This is a genomic window from bacterium (assembly GCA_019912885.1).
Lineage (GTDB): Bacteria > Lernaellota > Lernaellaia > JACKCT01 > JACKCT01 > JAIOHV01.
Genome location: JAIOHV010000126.1, coordinates 22,120 through 40,099, shown reverse-complemented (window position 1 = coordinate 40,099; position 17,980 = coordinate 22,120). Strand labels below are relative to the sequence as shown.

The window sequence follows — 17,980 nt, the reverse complement described above, 5'->3', positions numbered from 1 at the left end:
ATAGAAACGCTGTTATCGTAGGACCGCCGCCGGGGGTTGGGGCGGGGTATGTACGCACGCGCGCTCATCATTGCGTCCGCCGCCGTGGGAATCGCCGCCGGCATCGCCGCCGGGGTCGGCGGTTTCACGTTCGTCTACGCCAAGGGCGCGTCGTACATGTTTGACGATCCCGCCGCGTGCGTGAACTGCCACGTCATGCGGGCGCAATTCGACGCTTGGGCGAAGTCGAGCCACCACGCCGTCGCGACCTGCAACGATTGCCACACGCCGCACAATCTCGCCGGCAAATACACGGTGAAGGCGCTGAACGGCTATCACCACTCGCTGGCGTTCACGACTGGCGAATTCGCGGAGCCGATCCGCATCAAGCCGGGCAATCTCAACGTCACGGAACAAAGTTGCCGCCACTGCCACCAGGCGGTCGTCGAACAGATCGACCACCGCCCGCGCGCGGGCGTCGAACTTTCGTGCGTGCGCTGCCACGCGAACGTGGGCCACGCGGATTAGGTGGGGAAGAGTTGGGAAGTTGGGAAGTTCGGAAGTTCGGAAGTTTGGCAGTTGGGAAGGTCATCGCAAGTGTCGAATGGCGAATTGCGAATGTCGGGTGGGGCGGCGTCCGTGCCGCAAGTCCTGAACGAAGCGAAGGAAGCGAAGCGGAGTGCGCGGTCCATACCGAAGCCGCGATCAGGCGCGTTTTTCCATCGGATCCATTTTGTCCATGACGTCCATCTAGTCCAAAAACCAATTTCGGGATCGGGAACGGGCGAGGGCAAGGAACCTCGCGAAAGGAAGTTCTTATGAAAACGGAACGTCACGACAACGCAAGACCGCGGCCGCGCCGTTCGGTGGCCGTCTTCCTGGCCGCGGCGTTCTTCGCGGCCGCGGCCGCGACGGCGATCTCCATCGCCGTACTTGTCTCCGTCTATGAACACAAGGTCGAGGAGCGCAATCCCTTCTACCGCGTGGTCGATATCGACGACGAGACGACCGACCCGGCGTTGTGGGGCAAGAACTTTCCGATGCAGTACGACGACTATTTGCAGACCGTGGACATGCAACGCACGCGCTTCGGCGGCTCGGAGGCGATTTTGCGCGAGCCGACCTCGACCGACCCGCGCACGGTCGTCGCGCAGTCGAAGATCGAGGAGGACCCGCGCCTGTCGCGGATGTGGGCGGGATACGCGTTCGCCAAGGACTTCCGCGAGGAGCGTGGCCACGCGTACATGCTGGAGGACCAGACGTTCACCGAGCGGCAGATCGTCGCCAAACAGCCGGGCACGTGCCTGCATTGCCACGCGTCGATGTACGTTCCGTACAAGAAGGCGGGCGACGGCGACCTGATGGCAGGCTTCGCGAAGATCAATCCGATGCCGTACGCCGAGGCGCGAAAGCTCGTCGAGCATCCCATCGCGTGCATCGACTGCCACGATCCGGAAACGATGCAGCTCCGCGTGACGCGCCCGGGGTTCCTGGAGGGAATCAAGACGGCGAAGTGGGCGGAAGAGGGCATCGCCGACTATGACCCGAACGCGATGGCGACCCGGCAGGAGATGCGCACGTTCGTGTGCGCGCAATGCCACGTGGAGTATTACTTCAAGGGCGACGAGAAGCGCCTGACCTATCCGTGGCACAAGGGCAAGAAGGCCGATCAGATTCTCGCGTATTACGAGGAAACCGGCTTCAAGGACTGGGTTCACGCGGACACCGGCGGCCTGATGCTGAAAGCGCAGCATCCGGAGTTCGAGATGTGGTCGCAGGGCATCCACGCGCGCGCGGGCGTCTCGTGCGCGGATTGCCACATGCCGTACAAGCGCGAGGGCGCGATGAAGATCAGCGACCACCATGTGCGCAGCCCGCTGCTGAACATTTCGAATTCCTGCCAGACGTGCCACAGGGTACCGGAGACGGAACTGAAATACCGCGCCGAATTGATTCAGGCGCGCATCCTGGATCAACGCGACCAGGCGATGGACGCGCTGATGGCGCTCATCGACGACATCGTCAACGCGAAGACGGCGGGCGCAACCGACGAGCGGCTCGCGGCGGCGCTCGCGATGCAACGCAAATCGACGTTCCTGCTGGATTTCGTGGAGGCGGAAAACTCGATGGGCTTCCACGCGCCGCCGGAGGCGGCGCGCATCCTCGCGCAGGCGCTCGACTATGCCCGCCAAGGGCAGATCGCCGTGCGCGAAGAGGGCTATCAGCCTGTCATCCCGAAAAACGAATTGCAACAGCAGGTGGCGGCGAAGGAGTAGGGCGGCCTTGCAGGAGCGCACTTCCCGCGCGCGATCAAAGCACGCGGGACGCTCGCGCTCCCAGGGCGTGATGGAATCGCAACCCTACGCCATCATTCGTCTAAACCTTGCCGCCGACAGCGTGAAAATCACGACGCCCAGAAGCGCAAGCTTGGCAACCTCGGGGTAGAGGACGTCAAAGCCGAGCCCCTTCAGGAACACGCCGCGGATGATGACGAGGAAGTAGCGCAGCGGGTTGACGTAAGTCAGAAGCTGCACCGCGTCGGGCATATTCTCGATCGGGAACATGAATCCGGAAAGCAGGATCGCAGGCATGAGGAAAATGAAGTTTGCGAACATCGCCTGCTGCTGCGTCTGCGAGATGGTCGAAAAAAACAGGCCGAGGCCGAGCGTCGTGAACAGGAAGACGCCCGACGCGCCGAACAGGAACACGAGGCTGCCGCGGATCGGCACTTCGAAATGCAGCGTCGCGAGCGCGATGATGAGAAGCACGTCCAAAAAGCCCAGGATCGCGAACGGCAACAGTTTGCCGAGGATGAACTGCGTCCCGGTGATGGGGCTGATGACGATCTGCTCGATCGTGCCAAGCTCGCGCTCGCGCGTCACCGCGAGCCCGGCGAGGATCATGGTGATGATCATGAGGATCATGCAGATGACGCCGGGCACCATGTAATACACGCTGCGCAGCTCCGGGTTGTACCAGATGCGCGTCGCCGCCTCGACACGCGGCACGGACGGAGGCGGCACGCCCCGCGCCGCCGCGCGCGCCGACGCGAGCGCGACGATTCCGGCCAGCTCGTCGCGCGCGCGCCGTTCCAGGATGCGCTGTGTGTATCCGGCGGCGACCTGCGCGAAGTTCGAGTCCGTCGCGTCAAGGACGATCTGCAATTTTTCCGCGCGGCCGGCTTTCGCGCGATGAAAGTCGGGGGGAATGACGATCGCCGCGTCGGCCCGGTTTCGTTCGAGCGCGAAACGCAGTTCGTCCTCGCTATCCATCAAGCCCGCGTGCGTGAAGTAGCCGGAGGCGGTGAAGTCCTGGACGAGCCGGCGCGATTCGGACGTGCGCGAGTGATCGAGCACGACGAGGTTGATGTTCTTCACGTCCGTCGTCACGGCGTAGCCGAAGATGAACGACTGCAGCAGCGGAGCCAGAAAGATCATCACCACCATGCGCGGATCGCGGAAGGTCTGGATGAATTCCTTTTTCATGACGTGAAAGACGCGGCCCATCATTCCACCTTCTTGCGGAAACGCCGGATGCTCGCGGTCAGCATCAGCACGGCGAGCGCGGCGAGGAAAGCAAACTGCGGCCAGAGCGCGTGCGCCGGCAGGTCTTTCAGCATGATGCCGCGCAGCATGACGATGAAGTAGCGCGCGGGCACGACATACGTGATCGCCTGCACCCACGCGGGCATGTTCTTGATGGCGAACATGAAGCCGGAGAGCAGGTACGCGGGCAGCATCGTTGCGAGGATGGCCACCTGCATCGCGAGGATCTGGTTCTTCGCCGCGGTGGAGATGAATAGCCCGATGCCAAGGCCCGCGACCGCGAACACCGACGCCGCCGCGAGAAAAAGCGTGATGCTGCCGTCAAACGGCACATCGAACACCGCGACGCCAAGGACCGCGATGATGATCGAGTCGATCATGCCGATCGCGAAGTAGGGCAGCAGTTTCCCGATGATGACCTCGTGCGTGCGGACGGGTGTGGCGATGAGCTGCTCGAGGCTCCCGCGCTCCCGTTCGCGCACGACCGTGAGGCTCGTGAGAAGGGCGGTCATCACCATCATCACGACGGCGATGAGACCGGGGACGATGAAGTTTTCGGACTCCATCTCCGGGTTGTACCAGAAGCGCATGTCCACCTCGACGGGCGGCATCGGCGGGGCTTGCGTCACGCCCGCGCGCGCGAGCGCCGCGCGCGCCGCGTCGAGGTTGAACGACTGCAGGATGCCCTCGACGTAGCCTGCCGCGATGGTGCCGGTGTTCGATTCGGAGCCGTCCAGGATGACGGCGAGCTTCGCCGCATCGCCGCGCCGGATCGAATCGCCGAACCCGCGCGGGATCGACACGGCGACCTGCGCCGTGCCGGCCTCGATCGGCTCGCCGAGGCCCGCGTCGGAGTCCACAACGGCGGCGAGGCGGAAGTAATCCGAGCTTGTGAACCTGTCGATGAGATCGCGCGATTCGGGCGAAAGATCGCCATCGAACACGGCGAGGCGGATGTAGCGGATGTCGAAGGTGATCGCATAGCCGAACAGCAGCAGCATGACGATCGGCGCGCCGATCGCCATCGTCAGCGTGCGCCAGTCGCGCACGATGTGCCGCGTTTCCTTGAGTGCGATGGGGAGGATGCGCGATCGAAGATTGAAGATTGAAGATTGAAGATTGCGGGACGCGTGCGTGGTGTCATGATCCGTGCCCGTGCCCGTGCCCGTGCCCGTGCCCGCGGCCGGGAGCGCAGGCGTCCCGCCTGCTTCGGACGCGCCCGCTCCCTGACGGTCGCGGCTCTGATCGTCGCGTCTCTGATCGTCGCGGCTACGTTCGCCTCCGTTCGTGCCGCGCTCGACGAGCGCGATAAAGGCGTCCTCGAGCGTCGGGCGGATTTCGCGCACGTCGGCGCCGCCGATGTTCGCGCCATCGAGCCGCGCGCGGATGTCGTCCGCGCTGTCCGCCTCGACGTGCAGCTCACGGCCGAACACCTGCACGCTCCCGTGCCCGCCATGCGGCGCCGATGCGGCGAGCGCATTCATCGCGGCGCCGAGATCGCCCGCGTGCACGGCGAATAGCTTGCCGGCGATCGCCTCTTCGCGAAGCTTGCGCGGCGCGCCGGAAGCGATGATGCGCCCGCCCGCGATGAGCGATAGCGCGTCGCAGTGTTCGGCCTCGTCCATGTAGTGCGTCGTGACGAAGACGGTCACGCCGCGCGATTTCATTTCGTGGATCAGATCCCAGAAGCGGCGGCGGCTGATGGGATCGACGCCCGCGGTCGGCTCGTCCAGAAACAGGATGCGCGGCTCGTGCAGGATCGCGCAGCCGAGCGCGAGGCGCTGCTTGAATCCGCCGGAGAGCTCGCCGGTCAGGCGCTTCTCGCGCCCCGCGAGGCCGGAAAGCTCCAGCACCTCGCGGATGCGCGCGCGCCGTGTGTCGCTCTCGACGCGGTAGATGCCGGCGTAGAAATCGAGGTTCTGCGCAACGGTCAGATCGCCGTAGAGGCCGAAGCGCTGCGACATGTAGCCGACGATCTCCTTGATCCTCGGCTGCTCGCGAACGATGTCGAATCCGCCGACATGGCCCGCGCCGCCGGTGGGCGCGAGGATGCCGCACAGCATCTTGATGGTCGTCGTCTTGCCCGCGCCGTTCGGGCCGAGGAAGCCGTAGATCGTGCCGGCGTCAACGGTGAAGTCGATGCGGTCAACCGCGACGAAATCGCGCCCAAAGCGCTTGGTGAGGCCGCGCGCCTCGACGGCGATGTCGCGTTCGGGATGGATTGAGGATTGAGGATTGAGGATTGAGTGTGTCGGATTCGCTGAGCCGGCGGGGTCGGAGGATGCGCGACCCGCTCCCTCACGGTCGCGGTTCCAATGCAGGGGTGGGTGAGGGTTCGCGAAACGGTCGCTCATGCCGTATCCGTGCGGATGCGCGTCATGAAAACGTCCTCGAACGAGGGACGGACGCGCTCGGCACGATACGCGGGGCCGAGCGCGTCGCGCAGGGTGTCGAAGTTGGCGTCCGACGCGGTGACGACGTGCAATGCGTCGCCGAATGGATACACGTCACGCACCGCGCGGCTTTCGGCGAGCGTCGCCTTCGCGGGCGCAAGATCGCGGCCGGTGATCTCGAAGACGGCGAAAGGCCACGCGTCGACGATCGCGCCGGGCGCGTCGAGTGCGAGAAGCGATCCCTCGTGCATCAGCGCGACGCGATGGCAGCGTTCGGCTTCGTCCATGTACGGTGTGCACACGACCATCGCCACGCCCTCGTCGGCGAAGCGGTAGAGGATGTCCCACAGCTCGCGCCGCGAGACGGGATCGACGCCGGTCGTCGGTTCGTCGAGCAAAAGGAGCTTGGGCGTGTGGATCATGCCGCACGACAGGGCAAGTTTTTTTTGCATGCCGCCGGAGAGCTTTTCCGCGGGGCGCTTTCTGAATCGCTCCAGGCGCGAAAATTCGTAGAGGCGCGCGAGGCGGCGCTTGCGTTCGGCTCGCCCGACGAAATGCATGTCGGCGAAAAAGTGCAGGTTCTCCTCGACCGAAAGATCGCCATAGAGCGCGAAGTGTTGCGGCATGTACCCGACGATTTCGCGCACCCGCTCCGCGTCCGCCGCCACGTCGAGGCCGTCCACGGCGACGCTTCCTTCATCCGCGTCCATGACGCCGATCGCCACGCGTAACAGCGTCGTTTTGCCCGCGCCGTCCGGGCCGACGAGACCGAAGATCTCGCCGGGTCCGACGGTGAACGACACGCCCGCGACGGCCCTCACGTCGCCGAAATCCTTGCGGACGCCGTTGACCTCAAGGACGTACCCGCTCCCTGACGGTCGCGGTTCCAACCGGATTTCGTACCCGCTCCCTGACGGTTGCGGTTCCAATACCTTGTTGATCCCGATCATCGCGGTCCTACGGCAGGCGCGCGTCGACCGGCATGCCGATCTTGAGCGCGCCGTCGGGATTGGGCACGGCGATCTTCACGGCGTACACGAGGCGCGTGCGTTCCTCGCGCGTCTGCACGTTTTTCGGCGTGAACTCGGCGCGATCGGAGATCATGACGATGGTGCCGTCGAACGCGCGGTCGGTCCACGAGTCCGCGGTGACCTTGACGGTCTGACCGAGCGTCAGGTGCCCAAGCCGCGTCTCCGGCACGAAGATGCGCACCCACGCATTTTCGATATCCGCAATCGTCACGATCGCCGCGCCGGGCATCGCGGACTCGCCGGCCTCTATGGAACGCGCGACGACGGTGCCGGAAATCGGCGCGACGATCGTTGCGCGGCCGATCTGTTCTTGCGCGAGCCGCGCCGTCGCGTCGGCCTGCTTGATCTGATGCGACGCGGCGTCGCGTTGCGCGGCGAGCCGGTCTTTCTTGCCCCGGAGCATGTCCATCTTTTGCGCGGACATGCTGCCCGCGTTATAGAGATTCTCGCCGCGCTCGATCTCGTCGTTGATCTCGGAAAGTCCCGCGCCGACGGCCTGGTACTGCGCGCGCGCCGCGCCCCGCGCCGCCTCGGCCTGCGCAAGCTGCGCGGCGAAGATCGCGTCGTCGATGCGCGCGATGAACTCGCCCTTCTCGATGCGCGCGCCTTCGTCCACGGCAATCTCCGTGATGCGCCCGGCGACCTCCGCGGACACGGTGACTTCGGTCGCCTCGACGACGCCGGAATACAGATTCTCGTCCTTCTCGTCGCCGCGCGTCGTGTAGATGCCATACGCGGCGGCGGTGAGGATCGCGGCAATCGCGAGGACGCGGATGACGCGGCTCATGGCGTCGCCTCCTTCGTGAGCGGCGCGCCCGACGCGCTGATGAGGCGGACGCGGGCCGTTTGATAATCGAACAGCGCCTTGGCGCGCGCGGTCGCCGCGGCGGTCACCGCAAGCTGCGCGTCGAGCAGTTCCAGGTTTGTGATCGCGCCGAGCTTGTACGAGGCGGCGGCGATCTCGTGGATCTCTTTCGCGCGCGCGAGATTTTCCGCCGTCTCGCGCACGCGGGGCTCGATCTCGGACAGGTCAAGCAGCGCGCGCCGCACTTGAAGGTCGATGCCCTCGCGCGCGGCGGCGCGCTCTTTTTCGAGTTTGCGCATACCGGCGAGCGCCTCTTTTCGTCCGGACCACGCGGCGAATCCGTCGAACACCGGAATCGTCACGCCGACGCCGACGGTCCACACCGTTTTCCAGTCCTCCTCGAAGTACCACGGCTTCTGGTAGCCGTAGCTGCCCAGGGCGACGACCTTCGGCAACATGCCCGCGGTGCGCGCCCAGGCCTCGTGATCGCGCGCGTCGATGCCGGCGGAAAGCGCCGCGAGCTCCGGGCGATGCGACGTGGCCGTCGCAAACGCCTCCGGATACGCCGGCACGGGCGCGAGATCGCCGAGGTCGCCGTCGATCGCGATCGGCGCGTCGAGGTCGTAGCCGATCAACGACTTGAACCCGGTCGTCGCGATGGCGAGCGCGTTTTGCGCCTCGCGCACCTCGGGGCGGCGATTGGAGGCGTCCAACTCCGACTGCAAAAGCTCGAGCCGCGTCGCCGCGCCGAACGACAGCCGCGTACGCACGTCGGCCAGATGCGCCTCGGACGTCGAAAGCGCCTCCTGGCGCGCAACGAGCACCTCGCGCGCGAGAAGGACGTTGTAGAACGCGAGCGCCACGTCGCGCGCGATTTCGTTTTCGTCCGCCGCCACCTGCTCGCGTGCCGCCCGCGTCGCCGCCTTGGCCGCGCGCATGCCGGCAAGCGCCTGGCCGGAGCCGAACAGAAGCTGCCGCGCCTTCACTTCCGCGCGATAATTGTCCTCGTCGCCCATCTTCTTGTGTTCCTCGAACGGCGGGATTTCCGGAGCGCCGGGAAACGCGGACAGGGCGGACAGGTCCAGGCCTTCGATGTCGATCGTCGGCACGTCGGAGATGTGCGTGTAGCCGGCCTCGATATCGACGCGCGGATAAATCGGCGCCCACGCGCCGGAAAGCCGCGCCTCGGCCGCCTCGATTTCCTCTCGTGCGGCGGCAAGGCGCTTGTTGTTCTCGAGCGCGTGCGCGATCGCGTCATCGAGCGTGAAGCTCTGCGCGAAAGCGTTGGCGGGAAGGGCCAGCGCGAACGCCGCCGCGAGGATGAAGACGCGCGGCTTCATCGCTTGCGCCCCTGTTTCGCGGCGGGCGGCGTTTTCTTGCGTGTCACGGCGCGTTTTGGCTCCGGCGTGTAGATGCCGTAACGCAGAACCTTGGTCATCGTCTCGACCGCATCCTCCAGACGCAGTCCGTGTTCGGCGAGCGTGCGCGGATCGACCACGCGCGTCACGAACACGGCGAGAAGACGCGAGAGGCGCTCCGGGTCGATGTCGTCGCGGCACACGCCCGCGCGCTGGCCCTCCTCGATCATCCCGATGACGCGCCGCGCCTGCGAAAGGCGAAAGGAGTTAATCGCCTCCCACACGTCGGGCATCAGTGTTTGCAAGTCGGCCAGGAACGCGACGGAAAAGTGCTTGGCGACCGTGCCGAGCAGAAAATCGACCACGGCGTCGATGCGTTCGCGCGGGGGCAGGTCGCTCGCGGTGATCTCGGCGATGCGCGGCGCGATGATCGAGAAGTTGCGCGCCACGATGGCGAGCACCAGATCGTCGCGGTCGGCAAAGTACTTGTAGAACGTCTTTTTCGAGACGTGCAGGTCGTGGCACAGGCGGCCGATCGTCTCGCGCGCGAAGCCGTGTTCGACGAAACGCTGCTTCGCGGCGGTGACGATGCGGTCGCGCGTTTTGTCCGGCTCCGTGGCCAGATGCGGCCCCAGAAGTTCGATCAGGCGGTTGACGGCGGTGTCCACGAATTCTCCGAAGGAAACGATAAAACCAACAATCGTTTCCTTAGATACCACCGCCGCACGCGCGCGTCAAGCGGAATTTTCGCGCTCGCGCCTTGGCTCGCAGTTGCGCTAAGTTGCCTGAAAATCGGAGGGGATCGATGCCGAAAACCGGATCAAGGAATAAAACCCGTACCGCATCTCGCGGCGCCTACAAACCGAAAGTCCTCGGCAAATCCGTCACCGGGCCGCTAAAGCGCGTGGACCTTGTGCCGTGGGGCGCGGGCGAGGTGCTGGTGCGGCTTGATTGCCGCGAGTTCACGACGATCTGCCCGGTCACCGGGCAGCCGGACTTCGGCCGGCTCGAGATCGAATACGTCCCCGGCGCGCACCTCATCGAGACGAAATCGCTGAAGCTCTATTTGCAGGGCTATCGCGACCGGAAGGGCTTCAACGAGGAGATCGTCGCGACGCTCACCGAAGAGCTGTTCCGGCAGGCAAAGCCGAAGAGCCTGCGCGTCACCGGGCACTACAACGCGCGCGGCGGTATCGCCGTGACGTGCGTCGCCGAGCGGGGCGCGATCGAAGACGAGGATTGAGGATCGAGGATTGAGGATCGAGTGACGCGGCCGGCGTCAATACGACGGCCGCGCGTCGTTGTTGTCTCCCTGAGCGAAGCGAAGGGTCTCGGCGGTTGGCCACGGAGATCCTTCGCTTCGCTCAGGATGACAATGCCGAGATGACCTTCCAGTAGTCTTCCAGCCTTCCAGCCTTCCAGTCTTCCAGCCTTCCAGTCTTCCAATCTTCCAGTCTTCCAGCCTTCCAGTCTTTCAGACTATTCGTTCCGGGCACGGGCTCGCGCTCGGGCGCATCCGCAATCTTCAATCTTCAATCTTCAATCTTCAATCACTTCAGCGTCTCGCCAAAAAACACCTTCATCGCTTCCCACGCACGGTGCGCGGCGCGTTCGTCGTATTTCGCGCCTTTCAGGTCGCCCTTGGCGTCCGGATCGGTGAACGCATGCTGCGCGCCGGAGATGACGATCGCCTGCCAGTCCGCGCTTGCCGCGTTTAGCTCGTCCATCAGCCAGTCGAGCTCCTCCATGTTTGTGAACGGATCGTCCGCGCCGTGGACAACGAGCAACGCGGGTTTGATCTCGCCTTTTTTCGCCGGTAGCGACGTCTTGTACGATCCGTGGAAGCTCACGCCCGCGTTGAACACCGCGCCCGAGCGCGCCAGTTCCAGCACCGCCGCGCCGCCGAAGCAGTAGCCGATCGCGCCGATGTTGTTGTCCTGCGACAGCGTGTGCTTGCGCAGCGCGTCGAGCGCCAGATTCGCGCGACGGCGGAACAGCTCCGGACTTTCCTTGTATTTGCCGGACGTCGCGCCCGCCTCCTGCACGGTCGCCGGGCGCACGCCTTTGCCGTAGATATCCGCGGCGAACGCGACGTATCCCATCTCGGCAAGCTGCCGCGCGCGCATGCGTTCGTAGTCGGAAAGCCCGCGCCACTGGTGGAACACGAGCACACCCGGCCTCTCGCCCTTGATGGCGTCATCCCACGCGAGGTAGCCCTCGAGGATCGTCGCGCCGTCCTTGTATTCGAACGTTTCGTATTTCACCTCGGCGAACGCCGGCGTCACCACGACAAGCGCCAGCAGGATCGCCGCCACGACCGCGCCCCAGAATGCGTAACCCGAAAGCGTCCAAACGCTGTCCCGTCCCACATCACACCTCCTTTTGAAAATAAAAAAGACATCCGTGCCCAAAGCGGGGTCATTTTATGACAAGGACGGCCTGACGGTTCGTGACGTTGCCCACGCGATCAGTGGCGGCGATCGAAATCGTCCGCTCGCCCCGCGGCCTTGCGCCGATGGCGAACACCTCGCCGCGCCCGGTCGACGCGGAATAGCGCACCAGCGCTGGCTTGCCGTCGATTTGCGCGCGCACCCCGTCGTTGGCCAGGCCCGCGATGTCATCGGTCGCGACAAACTTAGCCACGGCCGGCGCGCGCGCCGCGCGAATGCCGTCGACCGCAGGTGGCGCCGCGTCGCGAAGCAGGCAGTACGTGCCAAAGTCGAACGCCTGCCCCGACACGCGACGGCCGACGGGCGGGCGGTCCGCGCCCAGAAAACCCGCCTTGCCGCCATCGATGGCGTACACCGCAAGCTGCTCGATGGATTCGGCGTCCTCGCCGTACGCGAATGATACGCCAAACGCCTGGCGCCTCGCCGGGCCGCCGGGATTCGGCACCGACACGCACGCGGTCTCGGCCGCGGGATGCGCGAAGCCCGCGTCGTTGATATCGATCAGAAGCGGCGCGAAAAAGCTCTTCTCGCCGCCCGCGATCTCAAATGATCCGTCCGGCGTCGCCGCGCGCGCGCCGTTGAAAAGCCGATACATACTCGCGCCGTAAGGCCAGGGGCGGGATGCGCTTCCGGCGCCCTCCACGGTCACGCGAAGCACGGCGCGGTCCGCGTTCCCGGCCGGATCGGCAACGATGATCTCAACCTCGTGATCGCCGGGCGCGAGGTCGTCGAACGTACCCGCGTCAGGTTTGGAGTAAAACGGAACTTCGACCGGCCACGGATTGTACGCACGCAGGTATCGCGCGCCCTTCGCGTCGCGGTCGTATTGAGACATCTCGATGCGCTGATCGATGTAGCCCCATTGGTCAAAGCGCGTCTCGAAATACGGCGCGCCGTCGACGCGCACCTCGATGCGATACGGCGAAAAACGGCGACCCTTCGCCGCGTGGCGATCCGCCGCGTCAACGGAAAGTCCCACGCGCCCGCGCAAGCGGACATGTTCGCCGCCCGCGCCGCGAAGGCGCCTTGGCGACCGCCCGCCGTCGATCGCGGAGGCGGCATCGATCGGCGAAAGCAGCAGGCCGCCGATGTTCGGCGCGACGTCGTCCTTGACGGCAAATCCGCTCGTCAACGGATTCAGGTTCACCACATCGTCGTCGCGGATCTCGAAGTGCAGATGCGCCGTGCTCGTACCCGACTTGCCACCCATGCCGATTGTCTCGCCGCGCGCGATCGGCACTGTCATCTCCCAGGGCTCGTAGTAGTAATCCAGGTCGTATTGCCCGGTCTTTTCGCGAAGCTCGGCGGCGACGCGTTCGAGCCTTGGCGAAAAGCGATCCAAATGCGCGTAAACGGCCACCTTTTTGCCCGGCATGCGGACGTAAACGGCGTTGCCGTAACCGTATCGCGAGGTGCGAAGGCGCATCAACACGCCTTCGTCCACGGAAACGATCGGGATCGTCCCCACCTTGCCGAACAGCGAGATATCGAGCCCGCCGTGCGGGTGCCCGTTGCGCGCGTCGCAGAACACGCCCGTCACGACCGGCGTCGCCTTCACCGGCCATAAGTAGCCCGGCGCGCCCGCCGCCGAATCCGGGGATTCGGCGCCCGCCGTGGCCAGGAAAACCGATGCTGCGACGAGCGCGGCAAACGCGGGCCCGACCCATCGGATAGCCGCCAAGCGAACGACGCTCCGCCCGTATAATTTCAGTAAGAAAAGCATGGTCTTACGCACGATCCTCGCGAGGCGCCGCCCGTCTCGCCGACAGGCCGCGAAAAACGGTGAACGGTCCCTGATAAAAGGTCAAGGATCGACATCGGCAATTCGATACGTTTCGTATGGGTCTCTTGCGTCGTTGCGCCCGTTTTCCGCGAAGCCTGACCGGGCGACTCTTGTTCGTCATTACCATTCTTTTGGCGGCGCGAACGGTGTTTTTTCTCGCGCACATGCGCCTGGAATGGCGCGAAAGCCTGGAAGAAGGCGAACGCGCCCGCATCCGAACGGTCGCCGGCACGCTGGCGCTTTCCATCGACGGGGACCGGCACGAGGCCGCCGCCAATGCGCTCGCGAAATCGACCGGCTCCTCCCCCGAGCCCGCCACGTGGAGCGACGCCCCCGAGGAAATCCGCCGCCTGCGCGAATACCTGATACGCGCGGGCCAGGTCACCGATCGCACGACGCCGATTTATACGCTGCGCCCGCGCCCGGAGCGGCTCGAGGCGATCCGCGCCGAACCGGGCCGCGTCCACAAGGGCGCCATGCAGTTTGTCGCTTCGAGCGCCATCGCGCCGTACTGGGATCATTATTACGACTATCGGCCGGAGATGGCGCCCGCCCTGTTCAACGGCGAGATCGTTGATACGGGAATCTACAGCGATCCTCACGGCGCGTGGCTGTCCGCATTCGCGCCGATTCGCGGCGCCGGGGACGGGATCGTCGCGGTCCTGGAGGTCGATTTTTCGGAGGACGCGCTTCTCGATGCGCTGCTCGTCAAATCGCGTGAGCACCTGCTCGAGGCCGGGCTGGACTTCGCCGTCATCGTCGTGACGCTCGCGCTGGTGCTGGCGTATCTCATGCGTCCGCTCTCGCGGTTGCGCGCCGCGGCGCACGGCTTCGGCGCCGGCGATTACAAGACCGCCATGCCGACCCGGGGTGTTGCGGAGGTGGCGGAACTCGGCGGCGTGCTCGACGACGCCAGGCGGCGGATCCTGGCCGACATCGACCGGCACAAGCGCGAACAGGAGCGGGAACTGCGCGACGTCAAGGAACGAACCCGCGCGATCCTCGAAAACGTCGTCGACGGCGTCGTGATCGTGGACGAGAACGGGCTCATCGAGTCGTTCAATCCCGCCGCGGGGCGGCTTTTCGGCGTTTACGATTATCACATCGTCACCGGTCGGCCGTTCGACATGTTCGTCCCCCGGATTCGGCCGGTCTTGAACAAGCACTTCCTGCATCCGCGCGAAGCCGACGACGTGACGAAGATTCGCGGATTCAAGGGCGAACTGACCGGCGAGCGCGAGAACGGAACGAAGATCCCCCTTGAGGTCTCCGTCGCCGAAATGCGTCACGCGAACCAGCGCCTGTTCATCGCGGTGCTGCGCGACATGACCGAGCGAAAAAAATCCGAGCAACTCATCCGCACGCAGCGCGATGACCTGGCCGCCCGGCTCGTCGAGATCGTCTCGCTGCACGAAATCGCCGAGCGCCGCGCGCAGGAACTGGACGAGGCGAATCTCAAGCTGACGCACGCCATCGAGGCCGCCCAGCGCGCCAGCCGCGCCAAGGGCGAGTTCCTCGCGAATATGTCGCACGAGATTCGCACGCCGATGAACGCAATCATCGGATTTTCCGACCTGCTGCTTGCCGAGACGCTGCCGGACGATTCGCACGAGCACGTGCGTATCATTCACGAGGCGGGCGACGCGCTGCTTGCCATCATCGACGACATCCTCGATTTCTCGAAGGTCGAGGCGGGCCGGATCGAGGTCGAACAGGTGCCGTTCGATCTCGCGCGGCTGGCCTCGGACGCCTGCGCGCTGGTCGGCCCACGCGTTCGCGACAAGAAGGTCGAGATCGTGTGCGACATCGCCGGCGACGTGGAGCCGTTTGTCGGCGGCGATCCAGGTCTTCTGCGTCAGATCCTTCTGAACCTGCTCGGCAACGCCGCGAAGTTCACCGCGAAGGGCGAAGTGCGCCTTTCGATCCGCCGCGCCGGCGAAAGCGACGCGCGCGTGCGCCTGGCGTTTTCCGTTCGCGACACCGGCATCGGCATTCCCGATCACATGCAAACGCGCATCTTCGAGGCCTTCACGCAGGTGGACGGCTCCATCCGCCGCCGTCACGGCGGAACGGGCCTCGGGCTTGCGATCACCAAAAGGCTCGTGGAATCGCTCGGCGGAAATCTTTCGGTCGAAAGCCGCGAGGGCCAAGGCAGCGATTTCTCGTTCACCCTCGAATTCGAGCGCCGGGCGGACGGCGACGATCTTCGCCTCGTGCCGCTGGCGGAGCTAGCGGAAAAGCGCCTTCTTATCATCGACGACAACGCCGGCAACCGCCGCGTGGCCGCGGGTTACGCGAAACTTTTCGATATCGACGCGGACGCGGCCTCGAGCGTCGACGAGGGACTTGCGTTCGTCGCCAGACAGCGCGAGGCCGGCCGCGCCTACGACGTGGTGGTCGTGGACGACATCATGCCGAACGCGTCCGGGTTCGAATTCCTGCGCGCGGCGCGGGAAGCGGATTTGCTCGGCGGCACGCACGTCGTCCTCTGGAGCTCGCGTTCGGATTCGGGCCTCTCGATGCAGGCGGCCAACGCGGGATTTTCCGCGTTACTGTTCAAGCCGATCGTCGGCGCGTACCTCGTCGCGACGATACGCGCGCTGCTGGCGCGCACCGGGCCCGGCCCGATGCTGACGCCGCACGTCATCCGCCAGGAACATCTGGACGAGTGCGACCGGACCGACGAGGCCGACCTGTCCGGCGTGAGCGTGCTTGTCGCCGAGGACGTCGAGCCGAATTTCCGGCTGGTTCAAAAGTCGCTCGAACGCATGGGGATCACGCGCGTGTTCTGGGCCCGGGACGGGCGCGAGGCCGTGCATCTGGCGACCACGTGCGCGCCGGATATCGTGCTCATGGACGTGCAGATGCCGGAGTTCGACGGCTACGAGGCCACCGGGCGCATCCGCGCGGCGGGCGGACGCATGCCGATCGTCGCCCTGACCGCCCACGCGATGAACGATCACGAGAACGCGGCGATCGAGGCCGGCTGCGACGATTATCTGCGCAAGCCGATCAAGCATATCACGCTGCGTTCGACGATCGCGCGCTTTTGCGCCGAACGCCGCGAAGGCGCCGGGGCGATCCGCGAGCCGGAACGGGATCCCGCGCCGGCCGGCGCGTCGGCTCGCGAGGCGTCCGTTCCCGGCGCGGCCGTCCCGGGGCTCGATTTCGCGGTCACAAGCAACGCCTATCAGGACGACGCGGAGATCATGGAGCTTGTCGGCGAGATCGTGCGCGAGTTTCCCGCGCGCGCCGAGCGGCTGATGCGCGCGCTCGACGAGGAAAACATGGACGAGGTTTCGCGCTGGGCGCACTCGCTCAAGGGCTTGGCCGCAAATTTTCATCTCGATGCGCTATGCAATCTTGCCCGCGCGATGGAGGCCAAGTGCCGTCGCGCGGGCGCCCGCGCGTCGGATTTCGACGCCGAGCGCCGCGCCGTCGAGGATCTGGCCGCGCGCTCGAGGGCCGCGTAATCGCTTCTCCAATTTCTTTTGTTTCGCAAGCCGTCCTGTGCTAAATTTTCGCGACGACGAGAAAAACACGGGTTTCCGGCGCCGCGCGGCGGGCGTCGTCGTGACAAATAACAGCCTTCGCAAACGTTGAAATAACACCGCGGTGTTGTTCGGCGTAACGAGAAGGGCGTTACACCGAAATGTCGAACGTCATTCTGGTGGATGGAGGCGGCGCGGCGGCGCACCTATCCGCCATCGTCCGCGCGGCTCTCTCCGGCGCCGGCGCGATGCCGGGCGGCGCCCGCGGCGAAACCGCGATTCCCGAGCCGCTTCGCCACCTCGAATGGCCCGACGGCCTCGACTGGAACTCGATGCCGGCCGCGGAGCGCCTGAAGCGCTGCCGCGAGCAGGCGCCCGAGACGCTGCTTCTGATCCGCGTGCTCGACGGCGATCGCGAGTTGCGCCTGGCCGTCGCGGGCGCGTTCCATGACGAAAAACCCGCCGAACCCGCGCCGGATCCGGGAGATGCCGCCGGCCGCGCGCTCCCGTTCCTGGAAGACGCCGGCGCGCGACGCCGCGCCGCCGCCGCGCTCCACGAACTCGACCTTCGCCTGTGGCTTGTCGCCGATCCGCGCGCGGTGACGATGGCGGGCGCGCTTCTCGTCGACGCGGTCGCGCCGCTGTTCCCGCCGGAAGAGATCGACTCGATAAGGGTCGGCCTGTTCGAAACCGTGCAAAACGGCGTCGAGCACGGAAGCCTTGAAATCTCCTACGACGAGAAAACGCGCGCGATGGAGGAAGACATGCTCGCGATGCTCCACCAGGACCGCCGCGACGATCCGGAATTCCGCGACCGCATCGTGGATATCGACCTGACGTTCACGGACGACGCGTGCGCGTTCCGCATCGCCGACGAGGGGCCGGGATTCGACTGGCGCAAGTGGGTCGCGGACATCGACCCGGTCGCCGCCCTGGAGACGCACGGGCGCGGCATCCTCATGACGAAGTTCTACTTCGACGAAATCGCCTACAACGAGGCGGGCAACGTCATCACGGTGACGAAGAGGTTCATCGCAAACGAGAACTAAAAGACTGTTCCCGTGCCCGTGCCCGTGCCCGTGCCAAGAATTTCGATGGACACAATGGACGGAATGGACATTGTGGACAGTTGATGAGCGCGATAT

The 17,980-nt window shown here is 65.5% G+C and carries 13 protein-coding genes; 5 read left to right on the top strand and 8 right to left on the bottom strand.

Translation table 11 applies throughout. The features are described from left to right. Positions 1–48: 48 nt before the first annotated feature. The gene (gene nrfH, locus K8I61_10725; GenBank protein MBZ0272502.1) at positions 49–507 is read left to right on the top strand and encodes a cytochrome c nitrite reductase small subunit; all 459 of its coding nucleotides are present in this window, start codon (positions 49–51) and stop codon (positions 505–507) included. 290 nt (positions 508–797) lie between these two features. Next, the gene (locus K8I61_10720; GenBank protein ID MBZ0272501.1) at positions 798–2,255 is read left to right on the top strand and encodes an ammonia-forming cytochrome c nitrite reductase subunit c552; all 1,458 of its coding nucleotides are present in this window, start codon (positions 798–800) and stop codon (positions 2,253–2,255) included. An 84-nt stretch (positions 2,256–2,339) separates the two neighbouring features. On the opposite strand, the gene K8I61_10715 is transcribed toward K8I61_10720, so the two are convergent. The 6 genes from K8I61_10715 to K8I61_10690 form a co-directional block, all read right to left on the bottom strand. Then, positions 2,340–3,488: an ABC transporter permease gene (locus K8I61_10715; GenBank protein ID MBZ0272500.1), complete on the bottom strand. Its 1,149-nt coding sequence runs from the start codon at positions 3,486–3,488 to the stop codon at positions 2,340–2,342. Beyond that, positions 3,485–5,878: an ABC transporter permease gene (locus tag K8I61_10710; GenBank protein ID MBZ0272499.1), complete on the bottom strand. Its 2,394-nt coding sequence runs from the start codon at positions 5,876–5,878 to the stop codon at positions 3,485–3,487. Before K8I61_10710 ends, K8I61_10715 begins: the two co-directional genes overlap by 4 nt. Then, complete coding sequence (locus K8I61_10705) at positions 5,875–6,738, bottom strand: ABC transporter ATP-binding protein (protein ID MBZ0272498.1); 864 nt, start codon at positions 6,736–6,738, stop codon at positions 5,875–5,877. Before K8I61_10705 ends, K8I61_10710 begins: the two co-directional genes overlap by 4 nt. Before the next feature lie 136 nt (positions 6,739–6,874). Next, on the bottom strand, positions 6,875–7,735 hold the full coding sequence (locus K8I61_10700; GenBank protein MBZ0272497.1) for an efflux RND transporter periplasmic adaptor subunit: 861 nt from the start codon (positions 7,733–7,735) through the stop codon (positions 6,875–6,877). Continuing rightward, entirely contained in the window at positions 7,732–9,093 is a 1,362-nt protein-coding gene (locus tag K8I61_10695) for a TolC family protein (GenBank protein MBZ0272496.1), read from the bottom strand. Before K8I61_10695 ends, K8I61_10700 begins: the two co-directional genes overlap by 4 nt. Further along, the gene (locus tag K8I61_10690; GenBank protein ID MBZ0272495.1) at positions 9,090–9,779 is read right to left on the bottom strand and encodes a TetR/AcrR family transcriptional regulator; all 690 of its coding nucleotides are present in this window, start codon (positions 9,777–9,779) and stop codon (positions 9,090–9,092) included. The genes K8I61_10695 and K8I61_10690 overlap by 4 nt, the downstream gene beginning before the upstream one ends. A gap of 137 nt (positions 9,780–9,916) precedes the next feature. On the opposite strand from K8I61_10690, the gene queF reads away from it, so the two are divergent. Continuing rightward, positions 9,917–10,354: a preQ(1) synthase gene (gene queF / locus K8I61_10685; GenBank protein ID MBZ0272494.1), complete on the top strand. Its 438-nt coding sequence runs from the start codon at positions 9,917–9,919 to the stop codon at positions 10,352–10,354. Between the two features lie 307 nt (positions 10,355–10,661). On the opposite strand, the gene K8I61_10680 is transcribed toward queF, so the two are convergent. After that, positions 10,662–11,426: a dienelactone hydrolase family protein gene (locus K8I61_10680; protein ID MBZ0272493.1), complete on the bottom strand. Its 765-nt coding sequence runs from the start codon at positions 11,424–11,426 to the stop codon at positions 10,662–10,664. Positions 11,427–11,529: 103 nt separating this feature from the next. Beyond that, positions 11,530–13,242 (bottom strand): M23 family metallopeptidase, encoded by a 1,713-nt coding sequence (locus K8I61_10675; protein MBZ0272492.1) that lies wholly within the window; start codon positions 13,240–13,242, stop codon positions 11,530–11,532. A gap of 212 nt (positions 13,243–13,454) precedes the next feature. On the opposite strand from K8I61_10675, the gene K8I61_10670 reads away from it, so the two are divergent. Both K8I61_10670 and K8I61_10665 read left to right on the top strand, forming a co-directional pair. After that, on the top strand, positions 13,455–16,817 hold the full coding sequence (locus K8I61_10670) for a response regulator (protein MBZ0272491.1): 3,363 nt from the start codon (positions 13,455–13,457) through the stop codon (positions 16,815–16,817). 179 nt (positions 16,818–16,996) lie between these two features. After that, positions 16,997–17,884 (top strand): ATP-binding protein, encoded by an 888-nt coding sequence (locus K8I61_10665; protein ID MBZ0272490.1) that lies wholly within the window; start codon positions 16,997–16,999, stop codon positions 17,882–17,884. The last annotated feature ends 96 nt before the right edge of the window (positions 17,885–17,980 follow it).